This window comes from Trinickia sp. HAY1-2D, assembly GCF_056754935.1.
Genome location: NZ_JBPGWX010000002.1, coordinates 2,753,977 through 2,776,045 on the forward strand (window position 1 = coordinate 2,753,977; position 22,069 = coordinate 2,776,045).

At 62.8% G+C, this 22,069-nt stretch carries 20 protein-coding genes and 2 pseudogenes; 13 read left to right on the top strand and 9 right to left on the bottom strand.

What is annotated here, in order from left to right; genetic code table 11:
• Positions 1–464: 464 nt before the first annotated feature.
• The 3 genes from ACR9ZC_RS19950 (at position 465) to ACR9ZC_RS19960 (ending at position 4,279) form a co-directional block, all read left to right on the top strand.
• A complete protein-coding gene (locus ACR9ZC_RS19950; protein ID WP_331566102.1) occupies positions 465–1,373 on the top strand; it encodes an aldose epimerase family protein in 909 nt (302 codons plus the stop codon).
• A gap of 149 nt (positions 1,374–1,522) precedes the next feature.
• Positions 1,523–2,233: a peptidoglycan DD-metalloendopeptidase family protein gene (locus ACR9ZC_RS19955; RefSeq protein ID WP_481581627.1), complete on the top strand. Its 711-nt coding sequence runs from the start codon at positions 1,523–1,525 to the stop codon at positions 2,231–2,233.
• Between the two features lie 405 nt (positions 2,234–2,638).
• Positions 2,639–4,279: an acyl-CoA synthetase gene (locus tag ACR9ZC_RS19960; RefSeq protein WP_481581628.1), complete on the top strand. Its 1,641-nt coding sequence runs from the start codon at positions 2,639–2,641 to the stop codon at positions 4,277–4,279.
• A gap of 22 nt (positions 4,280–4,301) precedes the next feature.
• Here the strand turns inward: ACR9ZC_RS19960 and ACR9ZC_RS19965 are convergent, their stop codons facing one another.
• Positions 4,302–4,832 carry a cytochrome b gene (locus tag ACR9ZC_RS19965; protein ID WP_481581629.1) on the bottom strand — a complete coding sequence of 177 codons (531 nt, stop codon included), beginning with the start codon at positions 4,830–4,832 and terminating at the stop codon, positions 4,302–4,304.
• Positions 4,833–4,995: 163 nt separating this feature from the next.
• Here ACR9ZC_RS19965 and ACR9ZC_RS19970 point away from each other — a divergent pair, with 163 nt between their 5' ends.
• Complete coding sequence (locus ACR9ZC_RS19970) at positions 4,996–5,319, top strand: DUF2288 domain-containing protein (protein ID WP_331566021.1); 324 nt, start codon at positions 4,996–4,998, stop codon at positions 5,317–5,319.
• A 94-nt stretch (positions 5,320–5,413) separates the two neighbouring features.
• Positions 5,414–5,581 (top strand): hypothetical protein, encoded by a 168-nt coding sequence (locus tag ACR9ZC_RS19975; protein ID WP_331566023.1) that lies wholly within the window; start codon positions 5,414–5,416, stop codon positions 5,579–5,581.
• Positions 5,582–5,618: 37 nt separating this feature from the next.
• Here the strand turns inward: ACR9ZC_RS19975 and ACR9ZC_RS19980 are convergent, their stop codons facing one another.
• Positions 5,619–6,557: a LysR family transcriptional regulator gene (locus ACR9ZC_RS19980; RefSeq protein WP_481581630.1), complete on the bottom strand. Its 939-nt coding sequence runs from the start codon at positions 6,555–6,557 to the stop codon at positions 5,619–5,621.
• 190 nt (positions 6,558–6,747) lie between these two features.
• Here ACR9ZC_RS19980 and ACR9ZC_RS19985 point away from each other — a divergent pair, with 190 nt between their 5' ends.
• From ACR9ZC_RS19985 to ACR9ZC_RS20005, 5 genes are read left to right on the top strand one after another with little or no spacing between them, the layout of a single operon-like run.
• Positions 6,748–8,238: an efflux transporter outer membrane subunit gene (locus tag ACR9ZC_RS19985; protein ID WP_481582719.1), complete on the top strand. Its 1,491-nt coding sequence runs from the start codon at positions 6,748–6,750 to the stop codon at positions 8,236–8,238.
• A gap of 14 nt (positions 8,239–8,252) precedes the next feature.
• Entirely contained in the window at positions 8,253–10,472 is a 2,220-nt protein-coding gene (locus ACR9ZC_RS19990) for an FUSC family protein (RefSeq protein WP_481582720.1), read from the top strand.
• On the top strand, positions 10,462–10,662 hold the full coding sequence (locus ACR9ZC_RS19995) for a DUF1656 domain-containing protein (RefSeq protein WP_481581631.1): 201 nt from the start codon (positions 10,462–10,464) through the stop codon (positions 10,660–10,662). Before ACR9ZC_RS19990 ends, ACR9ZC_RS19995 begins: the two co-directional genes overlap by 11 nt.
• 19 nt (positions 10,663–10,681) lie before the next feature.
• Positions 10,682–11,566: an efflux RND transporter periplasmic adaptor subunit gene (locus tag ACR9ZC_RS20000; protein ID WP_481581632.1), complete on the top strand. Its 885-nt coding sequence runs from the start codon at positions 10,682–10,684 to the stop codon at positions 11,564–11,566.
• A gap of 42 nt (positions 11,567–11,608) precedes the next feature.
• Complete coding sequence (locus ACR9ZC_RS20005; RefSeq protein ID WP_481581633.1) at positions 11,609–11,788, top strand: hypothetical protein; 180 nt, start codon at positions 11,609–11,611, stop codon at positions 11,786–11,788.
• Positions 11,789–12,134: 346 nt separating this feature from the next.
• On the opposite strand, the gene ACR9ZC_RS20010 is transcribed toward ACR9ZC_RS20005, so the two are convergent.
• Positions 12,135–12,578, bottom strand: a complete 444-nt coding sequence (locus ACR9ZC_RS20010; protein WP_481581634.1) for a hypothetical protein — start codon at positions 12,576–12,578, stop codon at positions 12,135–12,137.
• Positions 12,579–12,726: 148 nt separating this feature from the next.
• A pseudogene (locus ACR9ZC_RS20015) lies at positions 12,727–13,078 on the bottom strand (IS4 family transposase); the annotation flags it as partial.
• Here ACR9ZC_RS20015 and ACR9ZC_RS20020 point away from each other — a divergent pair.
• Positions 13,055–13,336 (top strand): annotated as a pseudogene (locus ACR9ZC_RS20020) (IS3 family transposase); the annotation flags it as partial. The pseudogenes ACR9ZC_RS20015 and ACR9ZC_RS20020 sit on opposite strands and share 24 nt — an antisense overlap.
• Positions 13,337–13,449: 113 nt before the next feature.
• On the opposite strand, the gene ACR9ZC_RS20025 reads toward ACR9ZC_RS20020, so the two are convergent.
• The 3 genes from ACR9ZC_RS20025 to ACR9ZC_RS20035 form a co-directional block, all read right to left on the bottom strand.
• Positions 13,450–13,848: a hypothetical protein gene (locus ACR9ZC_RS20025; protein WP_481581635.1), complete on the bottom strand. Its 399-nt coding sequence runs from the start codon at positions 13,846–13,848 to the stop codon at positions 13,450–13,452.
• A gap of 31 nt (positions 13,849–13,879) precedes the next feature.
• The gene (locus ACR9ZC_RS20030) at positions 13,880–14,422 is read right to left on the bottom strand and encodes an RHS repeat-associated core domain-containing protein (protein WP_481581636.1); all 543 of its coding nucleotides are present in this window, start codon (positions 14,420–14,422) and stop codon (positions 13,880–13,882) included.
• 131 nt (positions 14,423–14,553) lie between these two features.
• Positions 14,554–14,757, bottom strand: a complete 204-nt coding sequence (locus tag ACR9ZC_RS20035; RefSeq protein ID WP_481581637.1) for a hypothetical protein — start codon at positions 14,755–14,757, stop codon at positions 14,554–14,556.
• Between the two features lie 217 nt (positions 14,758–14,974).
• Here ACR9ZC_RS20035 and istA point away from each other — a divergent pair, with 217 nt between their 5' ends.
• Entirely contained in the window at positions 14,975–16,498 is a 1,524-nt protein-coding gene (istA, locus tag ACR9ZC_RS20040) for an IS21 family transposase (RefSeq protein ID WP_481581569.1), read from the top strand.
• A gap of 14 nt (positions 16,499–16,512) precedes the next feature.
• Positions 16,513–17,283, top strand: coding sequence for an IS21-like element helper ATPase IstB (gene istB / locus ACR9ZC_RS20045; protein ID WP_481579760.1), 771 nt, complete (start codon positions 16,513–16,515; stop codon positions 17,281–17,283).
• Positions 17,284–17,337: 54 nt separating this feature from the next.
• Here istB and ACR9ZC_RS20050 read toward each other — a convergent pair whose 3' ends face one another.
• Entirely contained in the window at positions 17,338–18,696 is a 1,359-nt protein-coding gene (locus ACR9ZC_RS20050) for a hypothetical protein (protein WP_481581638.1), read from the bottom strand.
• 375 nt (positions 18,697–19,071) lie between these two features.
• On the bottom strand, positions 19,072–22,050 hold the full coding sequence (locus tag ACR9ZC_RS20055; RefSeq protein WP_481581639.1) for an RHS repeat-associated core domain-containing protein: 2,979 nt from the start codon (positions 22,048–22,050) through the stop codon (positions 19,072–19,074).
• Between the last annotated feature and the right edge of the window lie 19 nt (positions 22,051–22,069).

Genomic DNA, 22,069 nt, shown 5'->3' on the forward strand with positions numbered 1-22,069 from the left:
GGGGACGAATGCGCGCGTCGCGCCGGGCGTGCCCGGCCGTCGAAGGACGGACGCTTGCCGCGCAAGCAACGCTGTCTGTCACGGCACGCCGGGACAGACTGTCACCGAAAGGACAGAGGGGCCGCCCGCGCAGACGTTGCGGGGCGGATCGAGACATTCGCCGCGAACGATCAGCGGGCGATGCGATAAAAGAACAGCGCCGTGCTGCCGGCAAACATGCCGAACAGCGTGAGCGCCATTGCCATTGCGAGATCCATGCGTTCTCCAGAGGGACGGGAGGGGCGGCACCGGCAACCGTTTCGGGCGGCACGAAAGTCGCATTATGGGCATCCCCCCATGCCGGACAAAGTCGAGATTTCCCGAGCAAGGGTTTTTCCCAAGCCGCAGCTGGCGCACAATATCGGCTTCGGCGCACACCGGCCCGGTGGCCTGCGCCGCCTCTTCCCCGCTACCCACGGACCATGATGACCCGCTTTCAAGATCACGACATCGTAGAACTGCGCCACGGCGACTCGCTCATTCGCGTCGCACCTCAATTCGGCGGCCGCCTGCTCTCCTGGGACATCGGCGCCGAACCGGTCATCTACTGGCCCGATCAGGCGGATTGGAGTCAGCTCGCCCGTGTGCGCGGCGGCAATCCGCTGCTTTTCCCGTTTCTCGGCCGCCATCGCGTGGACGGCCGGCTCGGAGAATGGCGCGATAGCGCGGACGTCGTGCGGCACATGCCGATGCACGGCTTTGCGCGCGATTTGCCGTTCGCGGCCACGGTCGATGCCGACGGGCGCGGCATCCGCATGACGCTGACCGATACGGAGGAGACCCGCGAAGCCTACCCGTTCGCCTTCCGTTTCGAAGCCTGCTACCGGCTCGTCGATGACCAGACGCTCGAGGTGTCGCTGACCACGGCCAATACCGGCACCCAGCCGCTGCCGTCCTACCCCGGCCACCATTTTTATTTCGCACTGCCGCATGAGATGCGCGCGCACACCACGCTCGAGCTGCCCGCGACGGACCGGCGGCACCAGCTCGACGACGGCGCCATCACCGCGCCGGTCCCGGGCGAGCCGAGCTACACGCTCGACGAGGCACGCATCCACGACCGCTTCCATTGTCTGCGTGCGATTCCGTCCGCGCCGATCAGCATCGTCTGCCCACCGCTTCGCAAGCGGATCGAGATCGATCTCGACCGGCCGGGTTCGGTGCCCTGGTATGCGGTGACGACGTGGACGGAGAAAGACACTTCCGACTTCTACTGCGTGGAACCCTGGCTCGGGCTGCCCGACGCGATCCATAACGGCTTCGGCTTGCGCTGGATCGCCCGGGGGGAGAGCCACACGGCCATCCTGCGCATTTCGGTCTCGAATATCGGCTGACTGCCGACTGACTGTGGGCTGACTGCCGGCTGACTGTGGGCCGACATCGCCGCCGCGCGCTCGCAAGCCGTTAAAATCCGACGTTTGGGGCGCGCCGCGCCGCCCGCCGGGGCTGCCGCGGCTCGCTCGTGTCGTTCAAGCGAGGATCAATGTCGAGAACAACGATGAGGCGGCTGGCCGCCGCCGCGATGGCGGCGACGCTGGCCGCATGCGGCACGCCCGGTGTCGCGCCGGGGTACTACCGCGTGGAACGCGGGGACACGATATCGAAGATTGCGCGTGCACACCGCCAATCGATACCGAGCATCGTGCGCTGGAACAATCTCACGAACCCCGATGCCATCGAGGTCGGACAAGTGCTGCGCGTGGCCCCGCCCGGTGCGGGCTCGACGCGTACCGCACCTGGCGACGTCCGCACGACACCCGGCACCGCCTCCGCGGGCGTCACGCCCCGCGCGGGTTCCGCCACCGAGGCCACGCCCGTGCCCTCCTCGCGCATCGCACTCGTGTGGCCCGCCCAAGGTACGACCGTGCGCACCTTCGATGGCGCCAGCTCGAAGGGCATCGACATCGCCAATGCGCTGGGTACGCCCGTCGTCGCCGCGGCTGGCGGAACCGTCGTCTACGCGGGCAACGGCCTGCGCGGCTACGGTAATCTGCTCATCGTCAAACATAACGCGGACTATCTCACCGCCTATGCTCATAACAGCAAATTGCTGGTGCAGGAAGGCCAGACGGTCTCGCAAGGCCAGCAAATCGCCGCCATGGGCGACAGCGACAACGATCGTGTCGCGCTGCACTTCGAATTGCGGTACAAAGGACAGTCGATCGATCCCGCGCGCTATCTGCCGACACGTTGAAAGCGCAACGGTCAGTAGTCCTGATGATTATTGCGCCTCTCGCACGACGCCCGCCGGTCGCCCGTTGCTCTGCATTGGGCCCCAGTAAGCGCTAAAGCGCTAACTGGGGCCGTAAAAAAAGGCCCGGCAGTGCCGGGCCAACGGGGGTTCGGCGCATTGAGGCAAAGGACCGGTTCGCCGTGCGCCGAGTAGCAATCTAGTCGTTCGGTGCAACGCCCACAATCGCCGGGGGGCCGCAAGCGATCCAAATGTCCGGCAAAGCCGAGGTAATGTCAGGGAAACGATGATTCAATGAGGATTAAGCTGATTTAACGGCGAAATCTTTCTTCAGAAATTATTATGTAATTGCGGTCATTTCCAATCAGTTCAATCAAGCGTCGGACGAATTGCTGGAGCGAGACAGATATGCTGACGAAGACCGATACCTACGAAACCCTCGCGCGTTCTTTCGCGTGGCACATTCCCGCACGCTACAACATTGGCGTCGATGTGTGCGACAAATGGGCCGATGGAAGCGGCCGCCTTGCCCTCGTATACGAAAGCAGCGACGGCACGATCGCGCGCTACAGCTTCGACGACTTGAAGGCGCTCTCGAACCGGCTTGCATCGAGCTTCGCGGCTCGCGGCATTACCCGCGGCGAGCGCATCGGCATCTTCCTGCCGCAGGCGCCCGAAACGGCGCTTGCCCATCTGGCGGCCTACAAGCTGGGGGCGGTTGCCGTGCCGCTGTTCGCGCTGTTCGGTCAGGAAGCGCTCGAATATCGCCTTGCCAACAGCGGTGCCGCGGCACTCGTCACGAACGCGGCCGGCCTCGCGAAAATCGCACCGATCCGCGCCGCGCTGCCCGAGTTGAAAGCGGTGTACTGCATCGATGGCGATGCCCCGTTCGCGGCGCTACCCGAGGCGCTCGCCTTCTGGCCCGAGCTCGAATCCCACTCGCCCGAGTTCACGCCAGCCGATACGCACGCCGACGACCCCGCGGTCATCATCTACACCTCGGGCACGACCGGCAAACCGAAAGGTGCGTTGCATGGCCACCGCGTCCTGCTCGGCCACCTGCCCGGCGTCGAGATGCCGCTGTCGTTCTTCCCCGACCATGCGCGGATGATATGGACGCCGGCGGATTGGGCCTGGATCGGCGGACTGCTCGACGTTCTGCTGCCCGCCTGGCACCACGGCGTGCCGGTGCTTGCGCGCCGCTTCGAGAAGTTCGAGCCCGAAGCCGCGTTCGAGCTGATGGCCCGCCATGGCGTCACGCATGCATTCTTGCCGCCCACGGCGCTCAAGATGCTGCGTACCGTCGGCTCGCCGCGCGAGCGCTACGCGCTTTCGCTCGTCGCGGTTTCGAGCGGGGGCGAATCGCTCGGCGAAGAGTTGATCGAATGGGGACGCGCGGCGCTTGGCGTCACGCTCAACGAGTTCTACGGGCAAACCGAGTGCAACGTCGTACTCAGTTCGTGCAGCACGCTGTTCGAGCCGCGCATCGGCTCGATCGGCAAAGCCGTGCCGGGCCATCGCGTCGCGATCGTCGACGACGAAGGACGCGAACTGCCGCCGGGCACCGAAGGCAACATCGGCATCCGTTCGCCCGATCCGGTGATGTTCCTCGGTTATTGGCGCAATGAGGAAGCGACCCGCGAGAAGTTCGCCGGCGATTATCTGCTGACGGGCGATCTCGGCGTGCTGGACGAGGACGGCTTTTTCCGCTTCGTCGGCCGCAACGACGATGTCATCACGAGCGCCGGCTACCGGATCGGCCCGGGGCCCATCGAAGATTGCCTGCTCGGCCACCCCGCCGTGCGGCTCGCGGCCGTCGTCGGCGTACCCGACCCGACGCGAACCGAGATCGTCAAGGCGTTCATCGTACTGAACCCGGGCTTTGCCCCGTCGCCCGCACTGGAGCGCGAAATTCAGGAGCACGTGAAGACGCGCCTTGCCGCGCACGAATATCCTCGGGCCGTCGCTTTCGTGACGAACCTGCCGATGACGGCGACCGGCAAAATCATTCGCCGTGCGCTGCGCGAGAGCCCGCCAGACTCGGTTTAGGCGCGACCCGCGACGGCGGGCATCAGGCCATGCGCCGAAGCACGCCGTCGCGCAAAATGAAGTGATGATAAAGCGCACCGGCGAGATGCAGGCCGATGAGACCCAGCAACCCCCAGGCGAGCACCTGATGAAGGTCGCCCATTTCATGGCCGAGCGGCGAGCCGGTGGGGGAAAGCGCCGGCAACGGAACGGCGCCGAATAGCGTGACGTGCCAGCCGCGCGATGAAGCGTTGATCCAGCCCATCACCGGCTGCACGATGAGAAGCGCATAAAGAAGGCCATGCGTGAGGCGCGCGACGAGGCGCATCGAGGGCGTCGTTTCGACGACCTCGGGTTCGCGCCGCAGCAGGCGCCAAACGATTCGTACCAGCATGACCGCGATGATGACGGTGCCGATCTCGAGATGCCACGTAATGAGGCCGACCGGCCGGGTCCCTCTATGAATCGCGGGCATCGTCCATGCGAGCGCATACTGCACGACGATCAGTGCGACGATGAGCCAATGCAAAACGCGGGCAAATGGGTCGTAGCGCGAAGTCGAAATCGCTGCCATGAGCGGATGTCCTTTGAAGTGAAAGATCGGGTAGCCATTTGAGCGACGACGGATTTTAGCGTGCCGGACAGTCCGCCATTACCGCCCGTTACCCGATACAACCGCGCATCGAAAACCGGCAATCAGTTATAGTGACGCCCGCCTTGAACCGCATATTCCCATCATGAGTTCCGAACACCCCGACGCCGGCAACGGCCAACACAGCCCGCTCTATCTGAAACTGCTCGGCGAAACGGCCAAGATCGGCTGGAGCGAGCTGGAGCGCTTTTTTGCGCGGGGCATGCTGCTGCTCGTCGCACGCGATCTCGACCTCGTGAGCGTGGCCGAAGCCGTTGCCGCAGACGATTCGCAACAAGTGGCGCAATGGCTGTCGGCCGGACTCGTCGAGCGGCTGCAAGCCGAAACGGCGGCGGAATTCGCCGAGCGCGACCCCGAACTCTGGGCCGTGGTCGTCTCACCGTGGGTCTGCGTGCAGGCGCGCGGCTGACGCCCCCTGCCCCGCTTAGCGCTGCGCGAGCCCTCCGATTCGCCAAGAAGTGTCCTAATATGTACTCGTCGCTTCATGGCGAAAGGAGGCATCCATGGACGCTGAATCGATCGCCGGCCTGGTCGGACTCGGAGTGGGCCTGCTGGTGCTGGTCGGGCTGACAATCTTCGAATCGCGCTCGTACAAGCGCGAACATGGCGAAGGCATCCTTCACCACTGGCTCTCGGCCCATCACATGCTCGACTGGCGCCGGAAACACTGACGGCGTCGAGCGTCGCGCGCACCCCGCGTGACGCCTTTCAGGTCGATGCGAATTGCCGAAGCGCGGCTTGCTCCGCAGCCAGCGTCGCGGGCAGTTCTGCGCGCATGAAATCCACCCACGTCCTGATCTTCGCATCGAGATATTCGCGTGACGAATAGAGCGCGTGGATGTTCATCGGCTGCGACGTATAGTCGGGCAGGACCCAACGCAGGTCGCCGCTTTTCAAACCTCGCATGACGGTATAGGTCGGCAATACGGCGATGCCCATGCCCTCGCGCACGGCCATTGCCATTGCCTCCGCGCCGTTGACCTGAAACGGTGCGGGAGGCAGCACGAACGTTTCGGCGCCGTTGGGGCCGTCGAAATCCCATTTGTCGAACGTCGAACCCGGCGTCACGAGCCGCAGACAGACGTGATCGGCCAGTTCGCCCGGCGTTTTGGGCACGCCGTGCCGTTCGAGATAGGCGGGCGATGCGCACGCGATGCTGAACGCGGTGCCGAGCCGCTGCGATATCAACCCCGAATCGGGCAGGTGGTAGCCGAGTACCAGCGAGACGTCGAAGCCTTCGTCGAGCAGATCGGGGGTGCGCTGCGCCAACGTGAGTTCGACCGACACGTCCGGGTAGCGCTGCCGGTAGCGGCCGATCGCGGGCACGACGTAATGTCCGCCGAAGCTCGCCATCGCGTGCATGCGCAGTTTCCCCGACGGTCGCGCGTGGGCATCGCTTGCTTCGGCCTCCGCCTCTTCCACGTAGGCAAGGATTTGCTGGCAGCGGCGCAAGTAACGCTCGCCCGCCTCGGTGAGCGCAATGCGCCGCGTCGTGCGATTCAAAAGACGCGTGTGCAGATGCGCCTCCAGATCGGATACCGCGCGCGAAGCGTAAGCGGTCGTCGTATTCAAATGCTGCGCGGCCGCGGTGAAGCTGCCCGATTCGACGACGCGCGCGAAAACGCGCATGTTCTGAAGCGTGTCCATAGCCCGGTTTTCCCTTCAACGATGCGGCTCGATTGTTGCACGGCCCGCAAAGTCGATTATCTCAAAAACTGCAAAGATCTCTTACATCCTTACCGCTTATTCCACAATGAGGCAAAAAATATAATCGATTCAGTCTATTACCGCTGTCGAGGAGAGAATCGTGCTACTGCGGATCGGGAAACGAGGCATGATGTTCTCGTTTCTTGCACTACTGATGATAATGACCGGCTGCGCAAGCACGCACGGCATTACACCGCAGGCGCAACTGCCGGACGCCGCGACGCTCGATGTCGGTCCCGCCATCGACGCAGCGAACGCGAGCGCGCAGTGGCCGAAGACCGACTGGTGGCAGACGTTCGGCGACCCTCAGCTCGATACGCTCGTGCATACCGCAATCGCGTCGAACCCGACACTCGCGGCCGCTTCGGCCCGCGTGCGCGAAGCGGCATCGATAGCAGGCGTGGCCGAGGCAGCCGAAGGTCCGCAGGTCGCCGGCAGCCTCGATATCACGCGACAGCACTGGCCGGAGAACGTCTATTACGGTCCCGGACCGCTCGCGGGACGCACCACCTGGAACAATACGGGTGCCTTGCGCCTGTCGTACCGCCTCGACTTGTGGGGGCACGAAAAGAACGCGACCGAGCAAGCGCTCGATGTCGCACACGCACGCACGGCCGATGCGCGTGCCGCCCAGCTCGAAATCGAGGCCAACGTCGTACGCGCTTATATCGATTTCGCTCAGCATTACGCCTTGCTGGATATCGCGACCGATGTGCTCGCGCGCCAGCGGCAATTGGCCGACCTGGCGCGGCGGCGCCTCGCCGGTGGCATCGGCACGCAGCTCGAGCTCAGCCAGGCCGAGGCGCCGCTGCCCGAGTATGAACGGACCGTCGAGGCGCGCCGGGAGGCCATCGAACTCGATCGAAACCAGCTTGCCGCACTGCTCGGCAAAGGTCCCGGTGCCGGTGCCACCCTCGTGCGCCCGGCACTTGCACTGAATGCACGTGCAGAGCTTCCTACCCACCTGCCGGCCGAGCTGATCGGTCATCGGCCCGATGTCGCCGCCGCGCGCTGGACTGTGGCCGGCGAGGCACGCGGCATCGACGTGGCGCACGCGGCGTTCTATCCGAACGTCGACTTGGTGGCAACGCTCGGCGGCTACGCGGCGGCCGGTCCGCTATTCGGTTTCCTGCGCGCTGCGAGCGGCGGCTGGACCGGCGGACCGGCGCTGTCGCTGCCCATCTTCGACAGTGGCGCCCTGCGTGCGCGCCTCGGCGCAGCCGCCGCGAGCTATGACGTGGCGGTTGCCCGCTACGATCAATCGATCGTCGGCGCGCTCAAGGAAATCGCCGATGCAACGGTGCGCCTGCGCTCGCTGGACATGCAGCAGCACGATGCCGAGCGCGCCGCCGATGCCGCCGAGCGCAGCTATCGCCTCGCCGATCGCGGCTTCCAGCGGGGGCTCACCGATTACGTCAATGTCATCGTCGAAGAGACGCGCTGGCTCAGCGCCAAAGAACGCGTCGCCGAAATTCGTGCCGCGCGGCTCGCGGCCTATGCCACGCTGATGACCGCGCTGGGCGGTGGATTGGCGACGCCCGCCGACGGGCCGGCCGACGAACACCTGATGCCGGCGCATAGCGTGCAGGCCGCGCGTGCCGGCACCCCGTCGACACGATGATGGGGCGAGCGATGATGTCCGACAACGCGAACGCTATCGTCTCCCGTACCGCGGCTGGGCGCGCCGCGCTGAGCGACTGGTGGGACACCGAGGGGCGCACGTGGATACACGTGGCCAAGGCGCTGCTGGCAGCATTCGCCGCGCTTGCCATTGCGCTGCGGCTCGATCTTCCGCAACCCCGCACGGCCATGACCACGGTCTTCATCGTCATGCAGCCGCAAAGCGGCGCCGTGCTCGCGAAGAGCTTCTACCGGATCGGCGGTACGCTCGTCGGCCTCGTCGCCACACTTGCGCTCGTTGCTCTGTTCTCGCAGCAGCCCGAGTTGTTTCTTGGCGCGCTCGCACTTTGGACCGGCATCTGCACGGCCGGCGCGGCGCGCAACCGCAATTTCCGCTCGTACGGGTTTCTGCTCGCGGGTTATACGGCCGCGCTGATCGGCATTCCCGCCGCGCAGCATCCCGACGGCGCGTTTCTCGCCGCGCTCACGCGCGCCGCCGAAGTTTCGCTCGGCGTCGTATGTGCCGGCTTCGTGAGCGCACTCGTGTTGCCGCAGCATGCCAGCGACCAGATGCGCAGCACCGTGCGCGCGCGCTTTTCGAAGTTCGTCGAGTACGTGGCATCCGCGCTCGCCGGGAACATGGCACGCGAGCAGATCGAGCGTACCAACGCGCGCTTTCTGGCCGAGATCGTCGGCTTCGAGGCCATGCGCAGCATCGCCGTCTTCGAAAGCCACGATGCCCGCTTGCGTAGCGGGCGCCTCGCTCGTTTGAACCGCGAGTTCATGACGGCCTCTACTCGCTTTCACAGTCTGCATCAGTTGATGAACCGCCTGCGCGCTGCGGGCGCGCGTGAGATCATCAACGCGCTCGAACCGTATTTCTCCGAGCTTGCACCGATGCTCTATACGCCGGGCGAGCCGGTGCTCAGGGCAGCCGATGCGACACGCTCCGCCGACCGGCTTCAGCACTTCAAGCGCGAGCTGCCAAGCCGCATGCGCGCAACGCGCGAGCAGCTGAGCGCGCTATCCGATTCGGCACTGCTCGACTTCGATACTGCTTCCGAGCTGCTCTATCGTTTCGTCGACGACATGCACGCTTATGCGCAAACCTATGCGTCGCTCGCAACGGCCAGCCATGCGCGCGAACGTTCGCCGGAGCGCTACGAGCCGAAAACGAGCGCCGTCGTCACCGCAATCGCCGGCGTGCGGGGCGCCATCGTCATGGCCGCGCTGAGCGCGTTCTGGCTCGCCACCGCGTGGCCGAGCGGCGCCACGCTCGTGTTGAATGCAGCGGCGGTTTGCGCGCTCGCGTCATCGTCGCCGCGCCCGACCCGCATGGCGCTGCAGATGAGCATCGGAACATTGCTGGCGGCAGCGGCGGGCGCGATCGTCGTGTTCGGCGTCTACCCTCGTATCGATGGGCTTGCCCTCCTATGGGCGGTGCTGGCGCCGCCGCTCGCGTTCGGTGTGTTTCTTGCCACGCGGCCCAAGCTGGCCGGCATCGGCGCGGGCTTCTGCATTTTCTTTTGTGTGCTGGCGGGGCCCGACAACGTCATGCAGTACGATCCGGCCGGATTTGCCGACAACACGCTCGCGCTGATTTTGTCGATGGTTGCCTGTGCCGCCGCGTTCGCTGTGCTGCTGCCGCCCTCCACGCCCTGGCTCATCGGCCATCTCGTTGCCGACTTGCGGCGCCAGGTGGCGCTCGCCTGCCGCGCGCCGCTCGCCAGCGTACGGGCCCGCTTCGAAAGCCGCGCCCGCGATATCGCGTTCCAGGCGTACGCGGTGGCCGAACGCACGCCGGCCGCCCAGCGCGATGCGCTGGCCTGGCTCGTCGCCGTACTCGAAGTCGGCCACGCCGTGATCGATCTGCGCAGCGAGCTCGTCGCGCTGCCGCGCGACGCGCGTTATGCGCCGACGATGCCCTGGCGGCGCAGCATCGCAGCCGCGGAGCGCGAGCTTGCGGCGCTGTTCGAGCGCCCGCGCGGCAGGCGTCTCGACGCGGCGCTCGCGGCGAGTGTCGACGCCATCGCCGCCACCCGGCAGGTGCTCGTCGCCTTTGCGCCGCCACGCGAAGAGCGCAATCGCCTGCAGCGCATCCTGAGCCACTTGCACTTCCTGCGCACCGCGCTGATGGATCCGCAATCGCCGCTCGCGGCGTTCGCCTCGCATGGGCGGCGTGCGAACGAAGGCGGCGATGTGCCGCCCAACCATGGAGCTCGTCATGCCACGTGATCTCGTCATTTTCGGCGCCTACGTACCGGCCATCGTACCGCTTTGCGTCGGCGGTGCCGCGCTCACCTGGCTGCTCGATCGCCTGCTTGCGGCCGTGGGCCTGTATCGCCTCGTCTGGCATCCGTCGCTGCTGCGCGCGAGCCTGCTCGTGACCGTATGCGGCGCGCTCGGCCTGGCCGTCTATCGTTGAATCATCGTTCGAGCCCATCATGAACACTTCCGCAGCTCACCATCCGGCATGGCGTTACGTCATCAGCTTCATTGCGACGGCCCTGGTGTTCGTCGCCGCGCTGGCGATCGGCCGCACACTCTGGATTCACTACATGGACGAGCCCTGGACACGCGATGGGCGCGTGCGCGCCGAGATCGTCAATGTTGCGCCCGATGTATCCGGTGCTGTCGTCGATCTGCCTGTCGTCGATAACGGGTTCGTCAAGAAAGGCCAGGTGCTGATGCGCATCGACCCATCGCACTATCAGGTTGCCGTCGAGCAGGCCGAAGCGGCCGTCGCAGCGCGCCGGGCCGAGTGGCAGATGCGCCGTGCCGATGCCCAACGGCGCGCCGATATGGACAGTCTCGTCGTCTCGAAGGAAAGCCGCGAGAACGCATCGCAATCGGCCGCGTCGGCCGAAGCGCAGTATCGGCAGGCACTCGCAGCGCTCGACGCGGCGAAGCTCAATCTTGCGCGCACAATCGTCGTCTCGCCTGTGGACGGGTATGTCACCAACCTGTCGCTTTACCGCGGCGACTATGCGACGGCGGGCGCGCCGAAGCTTGCGATCATCGACAGCCGCTCGTTTTGGGTCTATGGGTATTTCGAGGAAACGAAGCTGCCGCGCGTGAAGATTGGCGACAAGGCCGAGATTCGCCTCATGAGCGGCGGCACGCTGAAAGGCCATGTCGAAAGCATTTCACGCGGCATTTACGACCGCGACAATCCGCAAAGCCGGCAACTCGTCGCCGATGTGAATCCGACGTTCAACTGGGTACGTTTGGCTCAGCGCGTGCCGGTGCGCATCCATATCGACGACGTGCCGGCGGGCGTCATGCTTGCCGCCGGCACGACGTGTACGGTGGTTGTTTCGCCGAGTTGATCGGGATCGGCGCTTGAATATGCGCCCTCCCGAACCTCACCGGTGCCTGGCGCGCAACCGGTCTTCTCTGACGCGCTCGTCGTGCACTCGCTGTTCGTGGATGCGCTCGTCGTGCAGCCGTTGCTCATGAACTCGTTCGTCGTGCAACCGTTGTTCGTGGATGCGCTCGTCGCGCAACCGTTGCTCATGAACGCGCTCGTCGCGCAGCCGCTCCTCCCGTAACCGGAGTTCGCGCACGCATTCATGATCCGGCCTCGCCCCGGGTAGCCGGGCCTCTTCGCAACGTCCCGCCGGGGCAGATCCGGCGCACGCCTGCCCTGGCGCCGACGCCGAGCACGACGGGTCGCCAGGCCCGGGAAAAGCCTGCGCCAGCGCGTTTGCCGATGCAAACCACAACGCGCACGCCGTACTTCCCGCCAATACCGCTAAGCGCATCGGCAACATCCGATCTCCTTGACGAGCCGGACATGAAGATAACGCGCGCATTCCGGCCGCTCGCAGCGAACGAGCGAAACGACGTACCGTGGAGCGAATGGCTATTACGCATCGCTCATCGGCTTGCTTGCACCTATGGCGTGCCGTGCAGGATCGCTACCGTCTGCACGCCATAGCGTACGAGGTAGCCGCCATGCTCGGCCTGCCAGGCGTGGGCCGTTGCGTGGTCAGGAAACCAGTTGGTCGCGAAATCGGCGAAGCATCCCGCATCGAAGCGCAATGCATCGAGTTCGGCACGCGGACGCGTATCTACGCCGCGCTTGCAAGCGGCCCAATCGGGGTAGCCAAGCTCGGCCGCGAGCATGTTGAGTACGTGCTTGAGCCGAATCCCTTCGCGCGCAGCGAAGAGTTCGGCGAGCGTGTGCGCCGGAACCACACTGGCCGCCTTGATTCGCCTCAGCACGGGCAAAGCGCGGCTAGCGTCGGCGTGCGCGGCGCGCAGCAACCGGCGCGCATGGTGGCGCAGAAACTCGACGTGGGAAACATCGGAACGGGTGGGATTGGCGGTGGACCACATGAACGCTCTCCTTTCATTGCGCCGTTCTCGCTGCGGCTTGAAGGTCGAGGTTGCGATGCGTCCGAGAGGATCGTTCGACTGCTAGGCAGGTGCGGCGGCTTTCGCGAGAACGGGCGCCCTGCCGCGCCCGCCGCGTATTCTAACGCGAAATCTCATCGGGCTCGAATAGCAGTCCGGCATCGAGGTCAGGGCAGGTTCGACCTAACCGCATGAGACGAGCAATGCGCCATGCCACCCCCATGAACACCGCCAGCGCCCGCTCGATGCGCTCGATCGTGCTCAGTTGTAGCGCCTCGACTCGGCAACCGTTCTTCAGCACGTGAAAGAAGGTTTCCACCTCCCAGCGGGCGCGGTACCAACCGATCAGCCGCGGCCTCGGTCATATCTGGCACGTCGCGATTGGTCAGCAAGCGCCATTCGATCGGCGTCGCCCCGGCGGGCGCGTCAATCTCGCGCGCAACAAGGCAATTGATCGCGTCGGCTGGCGCGTCAGTTCGTCGATGACCACGGACTTCGTTCTCGACGCACTTGAACAGGCGCTTTATGCTCGCCGGCCGGACAATGACGGTACGCTCATTCATCATTCCGACAGGGGCTCGCAGACGCGTGAGTCCATCGAATTGGCAACACTCGAATGGGTCGCCTGGTTTAACCACCATCGGCTCATGGAACCGCTCGGCTATATCCCGCCCGCTGAAGCTGAGGCAAACTACTACTGGCAACTCTGCAACGCAGTTGCTGTGCCGGCATCAACTTAAACCAACCAGCCTCCACGATTCCCGGGGCGGTTCATTGAGTGGATCGCTACATAGCCACAAATGAGAGTGGGCGATCTTATTTCGAAATAAACTCACCCACTTTTAATTTATATTCATTTTTTACAGTAAATATTATGACGCCCCGCATCAATATACTCATCTATTTCCTCTTCTGAATAACCCAATAAACCTCCAATTATTCTATCGACACTCTCATCAGCTCGCCCAACTCTATTCATCGCCTGCAGCGCCAACTTCATCGCGGGAATTCGCCAAGCCTCATCTTTAAGAGCATACATCACATATCTCGTAACTACCACCGGACTATTCGACGCTTGAAACTCAAGAACATCCTTGACTAGCAGTCCATTTTCGACATATGCATCAAATTTATCCTCGGGAATATATTCATACGCCAACCCGCTCATTACCGAGCAACAAAACATAGATAATGGCTTTTCCCCAGAGATCATCATCTCCAGCTCTTTACCAATATGCGGCGCGACATTCATTTATCTAGCTCCTTCGGCACAGGAGCTCCTCCTATGGCCAAGCTCCAATCCTCATTAAACACTGGCTACACACATTCGGATAGAGAGGATTGACACCACCATACTGAACAGGAGCGCCACAAGATTGACCACCGACTCCGGGGCAAGGGACTACAGGGGCTTTCGGAGGTGGACATAGCCCTAATGGATCAGTCAGATCAATGGGATCGCCATTAACATAGGCGTAAAGATTGGGCCCGCCCGCCAGCTCCATGGGGTCTTGGCCGACGAAGCGGCCGAATCCCGGGTGATAGTAGCGTGCTCGATAGTAGTAGAGCCCGGTGCCATCCTTCTCGCGTCCGGCGTACTGCACCGCACTGGCATTCGCCTCGCCGCTCGCCGTCGTGTTGCCATACGGCTCGTAGGCGTAGCTGGTCGTGACCGCCCCGCTGCCATCAGTAAGCTCCACCGTACTGCCCAGCGCGTCCGTCACAACATGTCTCGTGCCGAGGCCGTCCGTACGGCTGAATACTTCGTCGATGCCAAGCCCCGTCAGCAAGTTCGCGGTAGGCGTGCCGCTCGTGAGCTCCTGCACAAAGTTGGCACCATCGTAGACAAAGTTCGTCGTGGTGCCATTGATGGTCTTGCCAGCTCGACGTCCGGTCGCATCGTAGGTGAAGCTTGCCGCCGCGGCGCCCGCAAGCGAGACGAGCCGAGCCGATTGCGCTAATCCCAGCCGTAGCTGAGAGTTCCATCGCCCGTCAGGTTGCCGTTCGCATCATAGGTCAACGAAGCACCCGCCCAGTTCGTCAGCCGATTGCCCGCATCGTACGTTGCACTCGTCATCGCCGCCGGCAAGGTCAACGTCGCCAGCGAACCGCCGATCTGTGTACGCCGTCCGGCATTGTCGTACGTGTCATCTTCCGCCATATAGGAGCCACTGGGCTTCCGGCATAAAGGAGCCGGGACGTTTTCGGCATAAAGGAGCCACTGCGTTTCCGGCATATAGGAGCCAGTCGATTTCCGGCATATAGGAGCCAGGAGCCAGGGCAGGAATCGAGCATCTCGATCGTGATGCTCATCGCAGGCTTAACTTGTGGGGCGTGATCCCCCAAGGGAGGCTGCGATGGGCCGACGGAGAATCGAGATGCATCAATATCGCCAGGTTCTCGTGCGCATGCGCCACGGGGATTCCGAGCGCGAACTGGCGCGCTGTCGCTATATGGGCCGACGCAAGCTCGCCGCACTGCGAGAGTTGGCCGAACAACGAGGCTGGCTCAAGCCCGATGCGCCGTTACCGGATGACGCCGAGATCGCCGCGGCGCTCGGCCCGCCGCACAAGGCTAGGTCCACCGTCTCGGGGCTCGAGGTCCACCGCGCATTGATCGCCTCATGGATCGAGCAGCAAGTGCCCGGCACCGCGATTCTGGCCGCTTTGCGGCGTGAGCACGGCTACACCGGCAGTTATTCGTCGGTTTATCGCATGATCGTTTCGATCAACGCGGACCGTCCGCCCGAGGCCACCGTGCCGCTCAGCTCTGCGCCCGGCGAAGCGGCGCAGGTCGATTTCGGTGCCGGCCCGATGCTGCCCGACGCCGACGGCGTGCTGCGGCGCACGTGGGCGTTCGTGATGACGCTTGCCTTCTCGCGACATCAGTACGTCGAGTTCGTCTGGGACCAGACGGTCGCAACTTGGCTCGGGTGCCATCGTCGCGCCTTCGAATGGTTCGGCGCCGTGCCCACGCGCGTGATCATCGACAACCCCAAGTGCGCGATCACGCGTGCCTGCGCTTACGACCCTGTCGTGCAACGCGCCTACGCGGAATGCGCGGAAGGGTACGGTTTCCGGATCGATCCCTGCCCGCCGGCGGACCCGCCCAAGAAGGGCATCGTCGAAGCCGGCGTCAAATACGTAAAAGGCAACTTCCTGCCGCTGCGCCAGTTCCGCGACTTCATGGATCTGAACGAGCAGGCTCGTCACTGGGTCATGCATGAAGCGGGGCGTCGCATCCACGGTACAACACGCAAAGTACCGCTCGATTTGTTCGAGATCGAACGGCCACTGATGCGCGAGCTGCCAGCCGTCGCCCCCGATCTGGGCACCTGGCACAAGGTCTCGGTTCACCGAGACTGCCATGTCGCCCATCAGCGCGTGCTGTATTCCGTGCCGTTCTCGTTGGTCGGCAAACGGTTGTGGCTGCGTGCAACGGATGCTTCGGTTTGTATCTACGACGATTACCGACTGGTCGCTTCGCACGTACGCGGCCGCCGCCCCGGCGATCGGCTTACCGTGCGCGACCACCTGCCGCCCGAGGCGCGCGCGTTTCTCGCTCACGATCGGCAGTGGTGTCTCGAACAAGCTACGCGCGTGGGGCCGGCTTGCGCCGAGCTCATCGAACTGCTGCTGGCCGATCACATTCTCGAACGCCTGCGTGCGGCGCAGGGCGTCATGCGGTTGCAGAAGCCCTACGGAGCTTCGCGCCTGGAAGCGGCGTGCGCTCGGGCGCTCGCACACGCCAGTCCCTTCTATCGGACCGTCAAGACGATCCTTGTCGGCGGCTTCGATCAGCAACCACTCACCGATTCGAACGAACACATCCATGCGCCCAGCGCGCGTTTCGCCCGCGACGCCCAGTCTCTGTTTGCCCCCGACGCCCACGTGCGTCACTGACCCAGGAGATGGCCATGCAACCCATGCCAGCCTTGACCCCACATCTGAAGCAACTGCGCCTGTCCGGCATCCTCGACTCGCTGGAGGCGCGCAATCGCCAAGCGATCGACGCGAAGCTCTCTTACGTCGACTTCCTCGCGCTGCTGATCGAAGACGAAGTCGCCCGGCGCGAGCAGAAGAAGTTTGCGTTACGCATGCGACGCGCCGCCTTCCGCACCAGCAAGACGCTGGAGCAATTCGACTTCGATCGGCTACCGCAGTTGAACCGTGCCCTGGTACACGATCTGGCCGGCGGTCGTTACCTGGGCGAGCACGCACCCGTGCTCATCGTCGGGCCCTGCGGTACCGGTAAAAGCCATCTGGCGCAGGCCCTCGGCCATTGCGCCGTGCGCCAGGGAGTCGACGTGCTGTTCACCACCTGCACCCAGCTCACAACGAGCTTGAACGCAGCACGCGCCACCGGCGCCTACGAGCGTCGGCTCGCCAGCTTAATGCGCGTCGAATTGTTGATCATCGATGACTTCGGGCTCAAACCGCTTCGTCCGCCCGCCGACGAGGATCTGCATGAACTGATCGCCGAGCGTTACGAGGCGGCCTCCACCATCGTGACGAGCAACCTCGATCTGACCGAATGGGATCAGGCGTTTCCAGCTAACCGCTTGCTGGCCTCGGCTACGCTCGACCGCCTGCGTCACAACGCCTACTGCCTCGTGCTCGATGGGCACTCATATCGCAGCCCGAGGCACCTGCCGGAGCATCACTTGAACCTTGCAAACGCCGGATAAACGGCACATTCTTGAACCACAAAGATGCTCGATTCTGCCCACTTCTGCTGGCGCCTATATGCCGGAAATACCCGGCTCCTTTATGCCGGAAGGTGACACGTACGCATAACTGAGATCACCGAGCACCGTACTGCCATTCGCGTAGCTGATGCCAGTGAGCTGATTCGCCGTGTCGTAGCTGTACGTCGCCACGATTCCGTTCGGCAACGTCAGTGCCGTACGCCGGTTTGCCGCGTCGTACGTGAATCCCACCTGCGCGCTACCCTGCGTAATCCCGGTGAGGCGATCGGCGTTGTCATACGCATACGTCACGGCTGTTTGCCCCGCCACCTGTGGGCTCGTACGCCGGTTCGCGGCATCGTAGTTGTACGTGACCGTACCCTGTGGCGTCGTTTCCGATGTCAAACGATCCAGACCATCGAAGCTGCGCGTTATCGTGCCGCCCTGACTATCGACGACCTGCGTCGCGCGATCGCCTGCGTCGTACGTCGTGCTTACCGTCGCATCGGGCGCGGTGAGGCTGCCTCCCGAGCCGGTCTGCCCATATGCCGCGGATATCGTCCGGTTGAGCCCATCGTAGCCGAACGTCGTCACCTTTCCGGTCCGATCGGTGAACTGGGTCAGATTGTCATCGCCGTCATAGGCATAGGTCGCCACCGCCTGCAGCGGATCCGTACGGCTCACCCTTCGGTCTTTCGTATCGTATGCGAACGCAGTGACGCCCCCCTTCGCATCAGTAAAGTTCGTCAGATTGCCATCCGCGTCATATGCAAGACTCGTGACGCCACCGCGCGCATCGGTCACACGAACCGGCAAACTACGACCGTTGTAATCGAAGCGCGTGGCGTTGCCTAACGGATCTGAAACCGAGAGCGGCCGTCCGACGTTATCCGTCAACCGCGTGACCGTTCTACCTAGCGGATCCGTCGCCGAGATCACGTCGCCATACTGATAACCAAACGTCGTCGTATTGCCCAAGGCATCAGTGGCCGTGGTCATCTGCCCGAGGCCGTTATAAGTAAAGTGCGTCGCATGCCCGAGCGCGTCGTCGACCTCGATCGCATTGCCGGTGCCATCATAGTGGTACGTCACCGCATGACCGAGTCCGTCGGTGACAGATGTTATCCGGCTATACACAGGCTCGTAGGTGTAGGTGGTAGTGACCGCTTGCGCCGTACCCGAAAGCACCGTAGCCGTCAAAACGTTGCCCATCGAATCGTACGTGTAGCTCGTTGTCCGCGAAAGCGCATCGGTCGATGAAAGCAGCAAGTTCGTTCCAGCACCTCGGCTGTATGTGAACGTCTGCGCTTCGGGCTTACCCGACGCCCACGTGGTGCTCGTCGCATAACCACTCGAATTGAACGCCACCTGCCTCACGTTCCCGTTCGGGTCGGTAATCGATGTCTGCGTCACATCGGTTACAGTTGATTTTGTGAGTAATATGAGTCAACGAAGACGAGAGCTCTTTTCTCCGCATCGTTCAGCTTTAATTTATCGACATCCTGCTCCAATCTGTATTTTCGATCAATCCCCAATATCACATTGCAGATTTCTACTGGCAGGGGTGCTACGGAATCTATGATGCATGGGGCGCCACCGCCCCCCCATTCTGCCTCCCCAGTCGTCCGATCGAACCGAAGAGAATATTGAGTAGTCACTGTTCGAGCGTAGATGGTGCTCTCGTCAACGCGAGTGACAAGGCAAATTAAGCTAGCTCCATTCGGGCTTTCCGCATGAAAAACATCTCCCACATCCAGCTTCTGTAGAATAACCGCTCGTTCGACCATATCACTCCCCTGGTTTTAACAGAAAAGACCGTAGAATCGTCACTTTTTCGCCTGCCGGTTCATCTTGGATTCCCAACATTTTAACGGCGCATCCATAGCAAACATTCCGACCACTGATGCAATACATCGCGGTTGTGCCGTGGCTTCCCCCGTTTTGGCATCCATTTTTAAACCCCTGACACGCAAGATCTCCAGCCGCCAGTCCCTTCGGGTCAGTCAGGTTAATCGGATCCCCATCCACATAGGCGTAGACGTTGACGCCACCGCCTAATCCAATAGGATCTTGCGCCACGAAGCGGCCGAATCCTGGGTGATAGTAGCGTGCCCGGTAATAGTACAGCCCGGTGCCATCATTCTCTCGTCCGGTGTACTGCACCGCATTGGCATTCACCTCCCCATTCGCCGTCGTATTGCCATACGGCTCGTAGGCATAGCTGGTCGTGACCGCTCCACTGCCATCGGTGAGCGCCACCGTGCTGCCCAACGCATCCGTCACGAGCGTTCTCGCGCCGAGCCCATCTGTGCGGCTGAACACCTCGTCAGTGCCAAGCCCCGTCAGCAAATTCGCCGTGGGCGCGCCGCCAACGAGTTCCTGCACCGAGTCGATACCGTCATAAACGAAGTTCGTTGTATTGCCGTTGATCGTTTTTCCGGTCCGACGCCCGAGCGGATCGTAGGCGAAACTCGCGGTCGTCGCGCCCGTCAACGATACGAGCCGATTGCGCGAATCCCAGCCATAGGTCAGGCTGCCATCGCCCGCCATGTTGCCGTTCGCATCATAGGTCAACGAAGCACCCGCCCAGTTCGTCAGCCGATTGCCCGCATCGTACGTTGCACTCGTCATCGCCGCCGGCAAGGTCAACGTCGCCAGCGAACCGCCGATCTGTGTACGCCGTCCGGCATTGTCGTACGCATAACTGAGATCACCGAGCACCGTACTGCCATTCGCGTAGCTGATGCCAGTGAGCTGATTCGTCGTGTCGTAGCTGTACGTCGCCACGATTCCGTTCGGCAACGTCAGTGTCGTACGCCGGTTTGCCGCGTCGTACGTGAATCCCACCTGCGCGCTACCCTGCGTAATCCCGGTGAGGCGATCGGCGTTGTCATACGCATACGTCACGGCTGTTTGCCCCGCCACCTGTAGGCTCGTACGCCGGTTCGCGGCATCGTAGTTGTACGTGACCGTACCCTGTGGCGTCGTTTCCGATGTCAAACGATCCAGACCATCGAAGCTGCGCGTTATCGTGCCGCCTTGACTGTCGACGACCTGCGTCGCGCGATCGCCTGCGTCGTACGTCGTGCTTACCGTCGCATCGGGCGCGGTGAGGCTGCCTCCCGAGCCGGTCTGCCCATATGCCGCGGATATCGTCCGGTTGAGCCCATCGTAGCCGAACGTCGTCACCTTTCCGGTCCGATCGGTGAACTGGGTCAGATTGTCATCGCCGTCATAGGCATAGGTCGCCACCGCCTGCAGCGGATCCGTACGGCTCACCCTTCGGTCTTTCGTATCGTATGCGAACGCAGTGACGCCCCCCTTCGCATCAGTAAAGTTCGTCAGATTGCCATCCGCGTCATATGCAAGACTCGTGACGCCACCGCGCGCATCGGTCACACGAACCGGCAAACTACGACCGTTGTAATCGAAGCGCGTGGCGTTGCCTAACGGATCTGAAACCGAGAGCGGCCGTCCGACGTTATCCGTCAACCGCGTGACCGTTCTACCTAGCGGATCCGTCGCCGAGATCACGTCGCCATACTGATAACCAAACGTCGTCGTATTGCCCAAGGCATCAGTGGCCGCGGTCATCTGCCCGAGACTGCTATACGCATAGTGCGTCGCATGCCCGAGCGCGTCGTCGACCTCGATCGCATTGCCAGTTCCATCGTAGTGGTATGTCACCGCGTGACCGAGTCCATCGGTGACAGATGTCATCCGGCTATACACAGGCTCGTAGGTGTAGGTGGTAGTGACCGCTTGCGCCGTACCCGAAAGCACCGTAGCCGTCAAAACGTTGCCCATCGAATCGTACGTGTAGCTCGTTGTCCGCGAAAGTGCATCGGTCGATGAAAGCAGCAAGTTCGTTCCAGCACCTCGGCTGTATGTGAACGTCTGCGCTTCGGGCTTACCCGACGCCCACGTGGTGCTCGTCGCATAACCACTCGAATTGAACGCCACTTGCCTCACGTTCCCGTTCGGGTCGGTAATCGATGTCTGCGTCACATTGCCGCTGCCGTCGAGCGTGTACGCGAATTGGTAAACCCCGCTATCCGCCAGCGTCTGCTTGATTACGCGGTTATGGCTATCGTACTGATTCGTAACCATTACCTGCCCATTTGGCTCGGTGACAGTCAGCATGTTGTTGGACGAATCGTACGTATAGCTTTCCACCCCTCCGTCCGGATTCGTGACTTGACCGAGACGCCCACTCGTGTCGTATTGATAGCTGACGGTACGCCCGATGATGTCTTGCGCTTGCGTGATCCGGTTCGCACTGTCGTACGTCAGGCTGATATAGCGTCCGTCCGGATTGGTGATTTGCGTGAGGTTGCCATATGAATCGCGCGTGAACGTCAGCTTGTTGCCCAAACGGTCATCGAATTCGGTGAGTGCGGCCTGTCTGCTATTCGAGCAGCCCGCGCATTCGGCGAAGTGCATGATGCGCCCGTCACGCATCTTGAGTTGCCATCCGTTGCCTATCCAACTGATGGTCGCCCCGTAATATGCGCTCGGAGTCGATGTGTGCGTATAGACCGCATCGGTCCAACCCGTGCCCGACGACGTCCGCGGGAAATGGATTCGGCCGCCGTCGGGAAGAATCAAATCTTGATACGTGTACGGATTCATATCGCCAACAGTAAAGATGTCATAGCGATCGTTTGTGCCGATACCGAAAGCACGCGAGGTACTGTCGCTCTGACGGTATACCCGCGTGAGCGCCAGCGGAATCGTACCGGCCACCGACAAATCCGTGCGCGACAAGACGAAGAGTCCCGTGGCG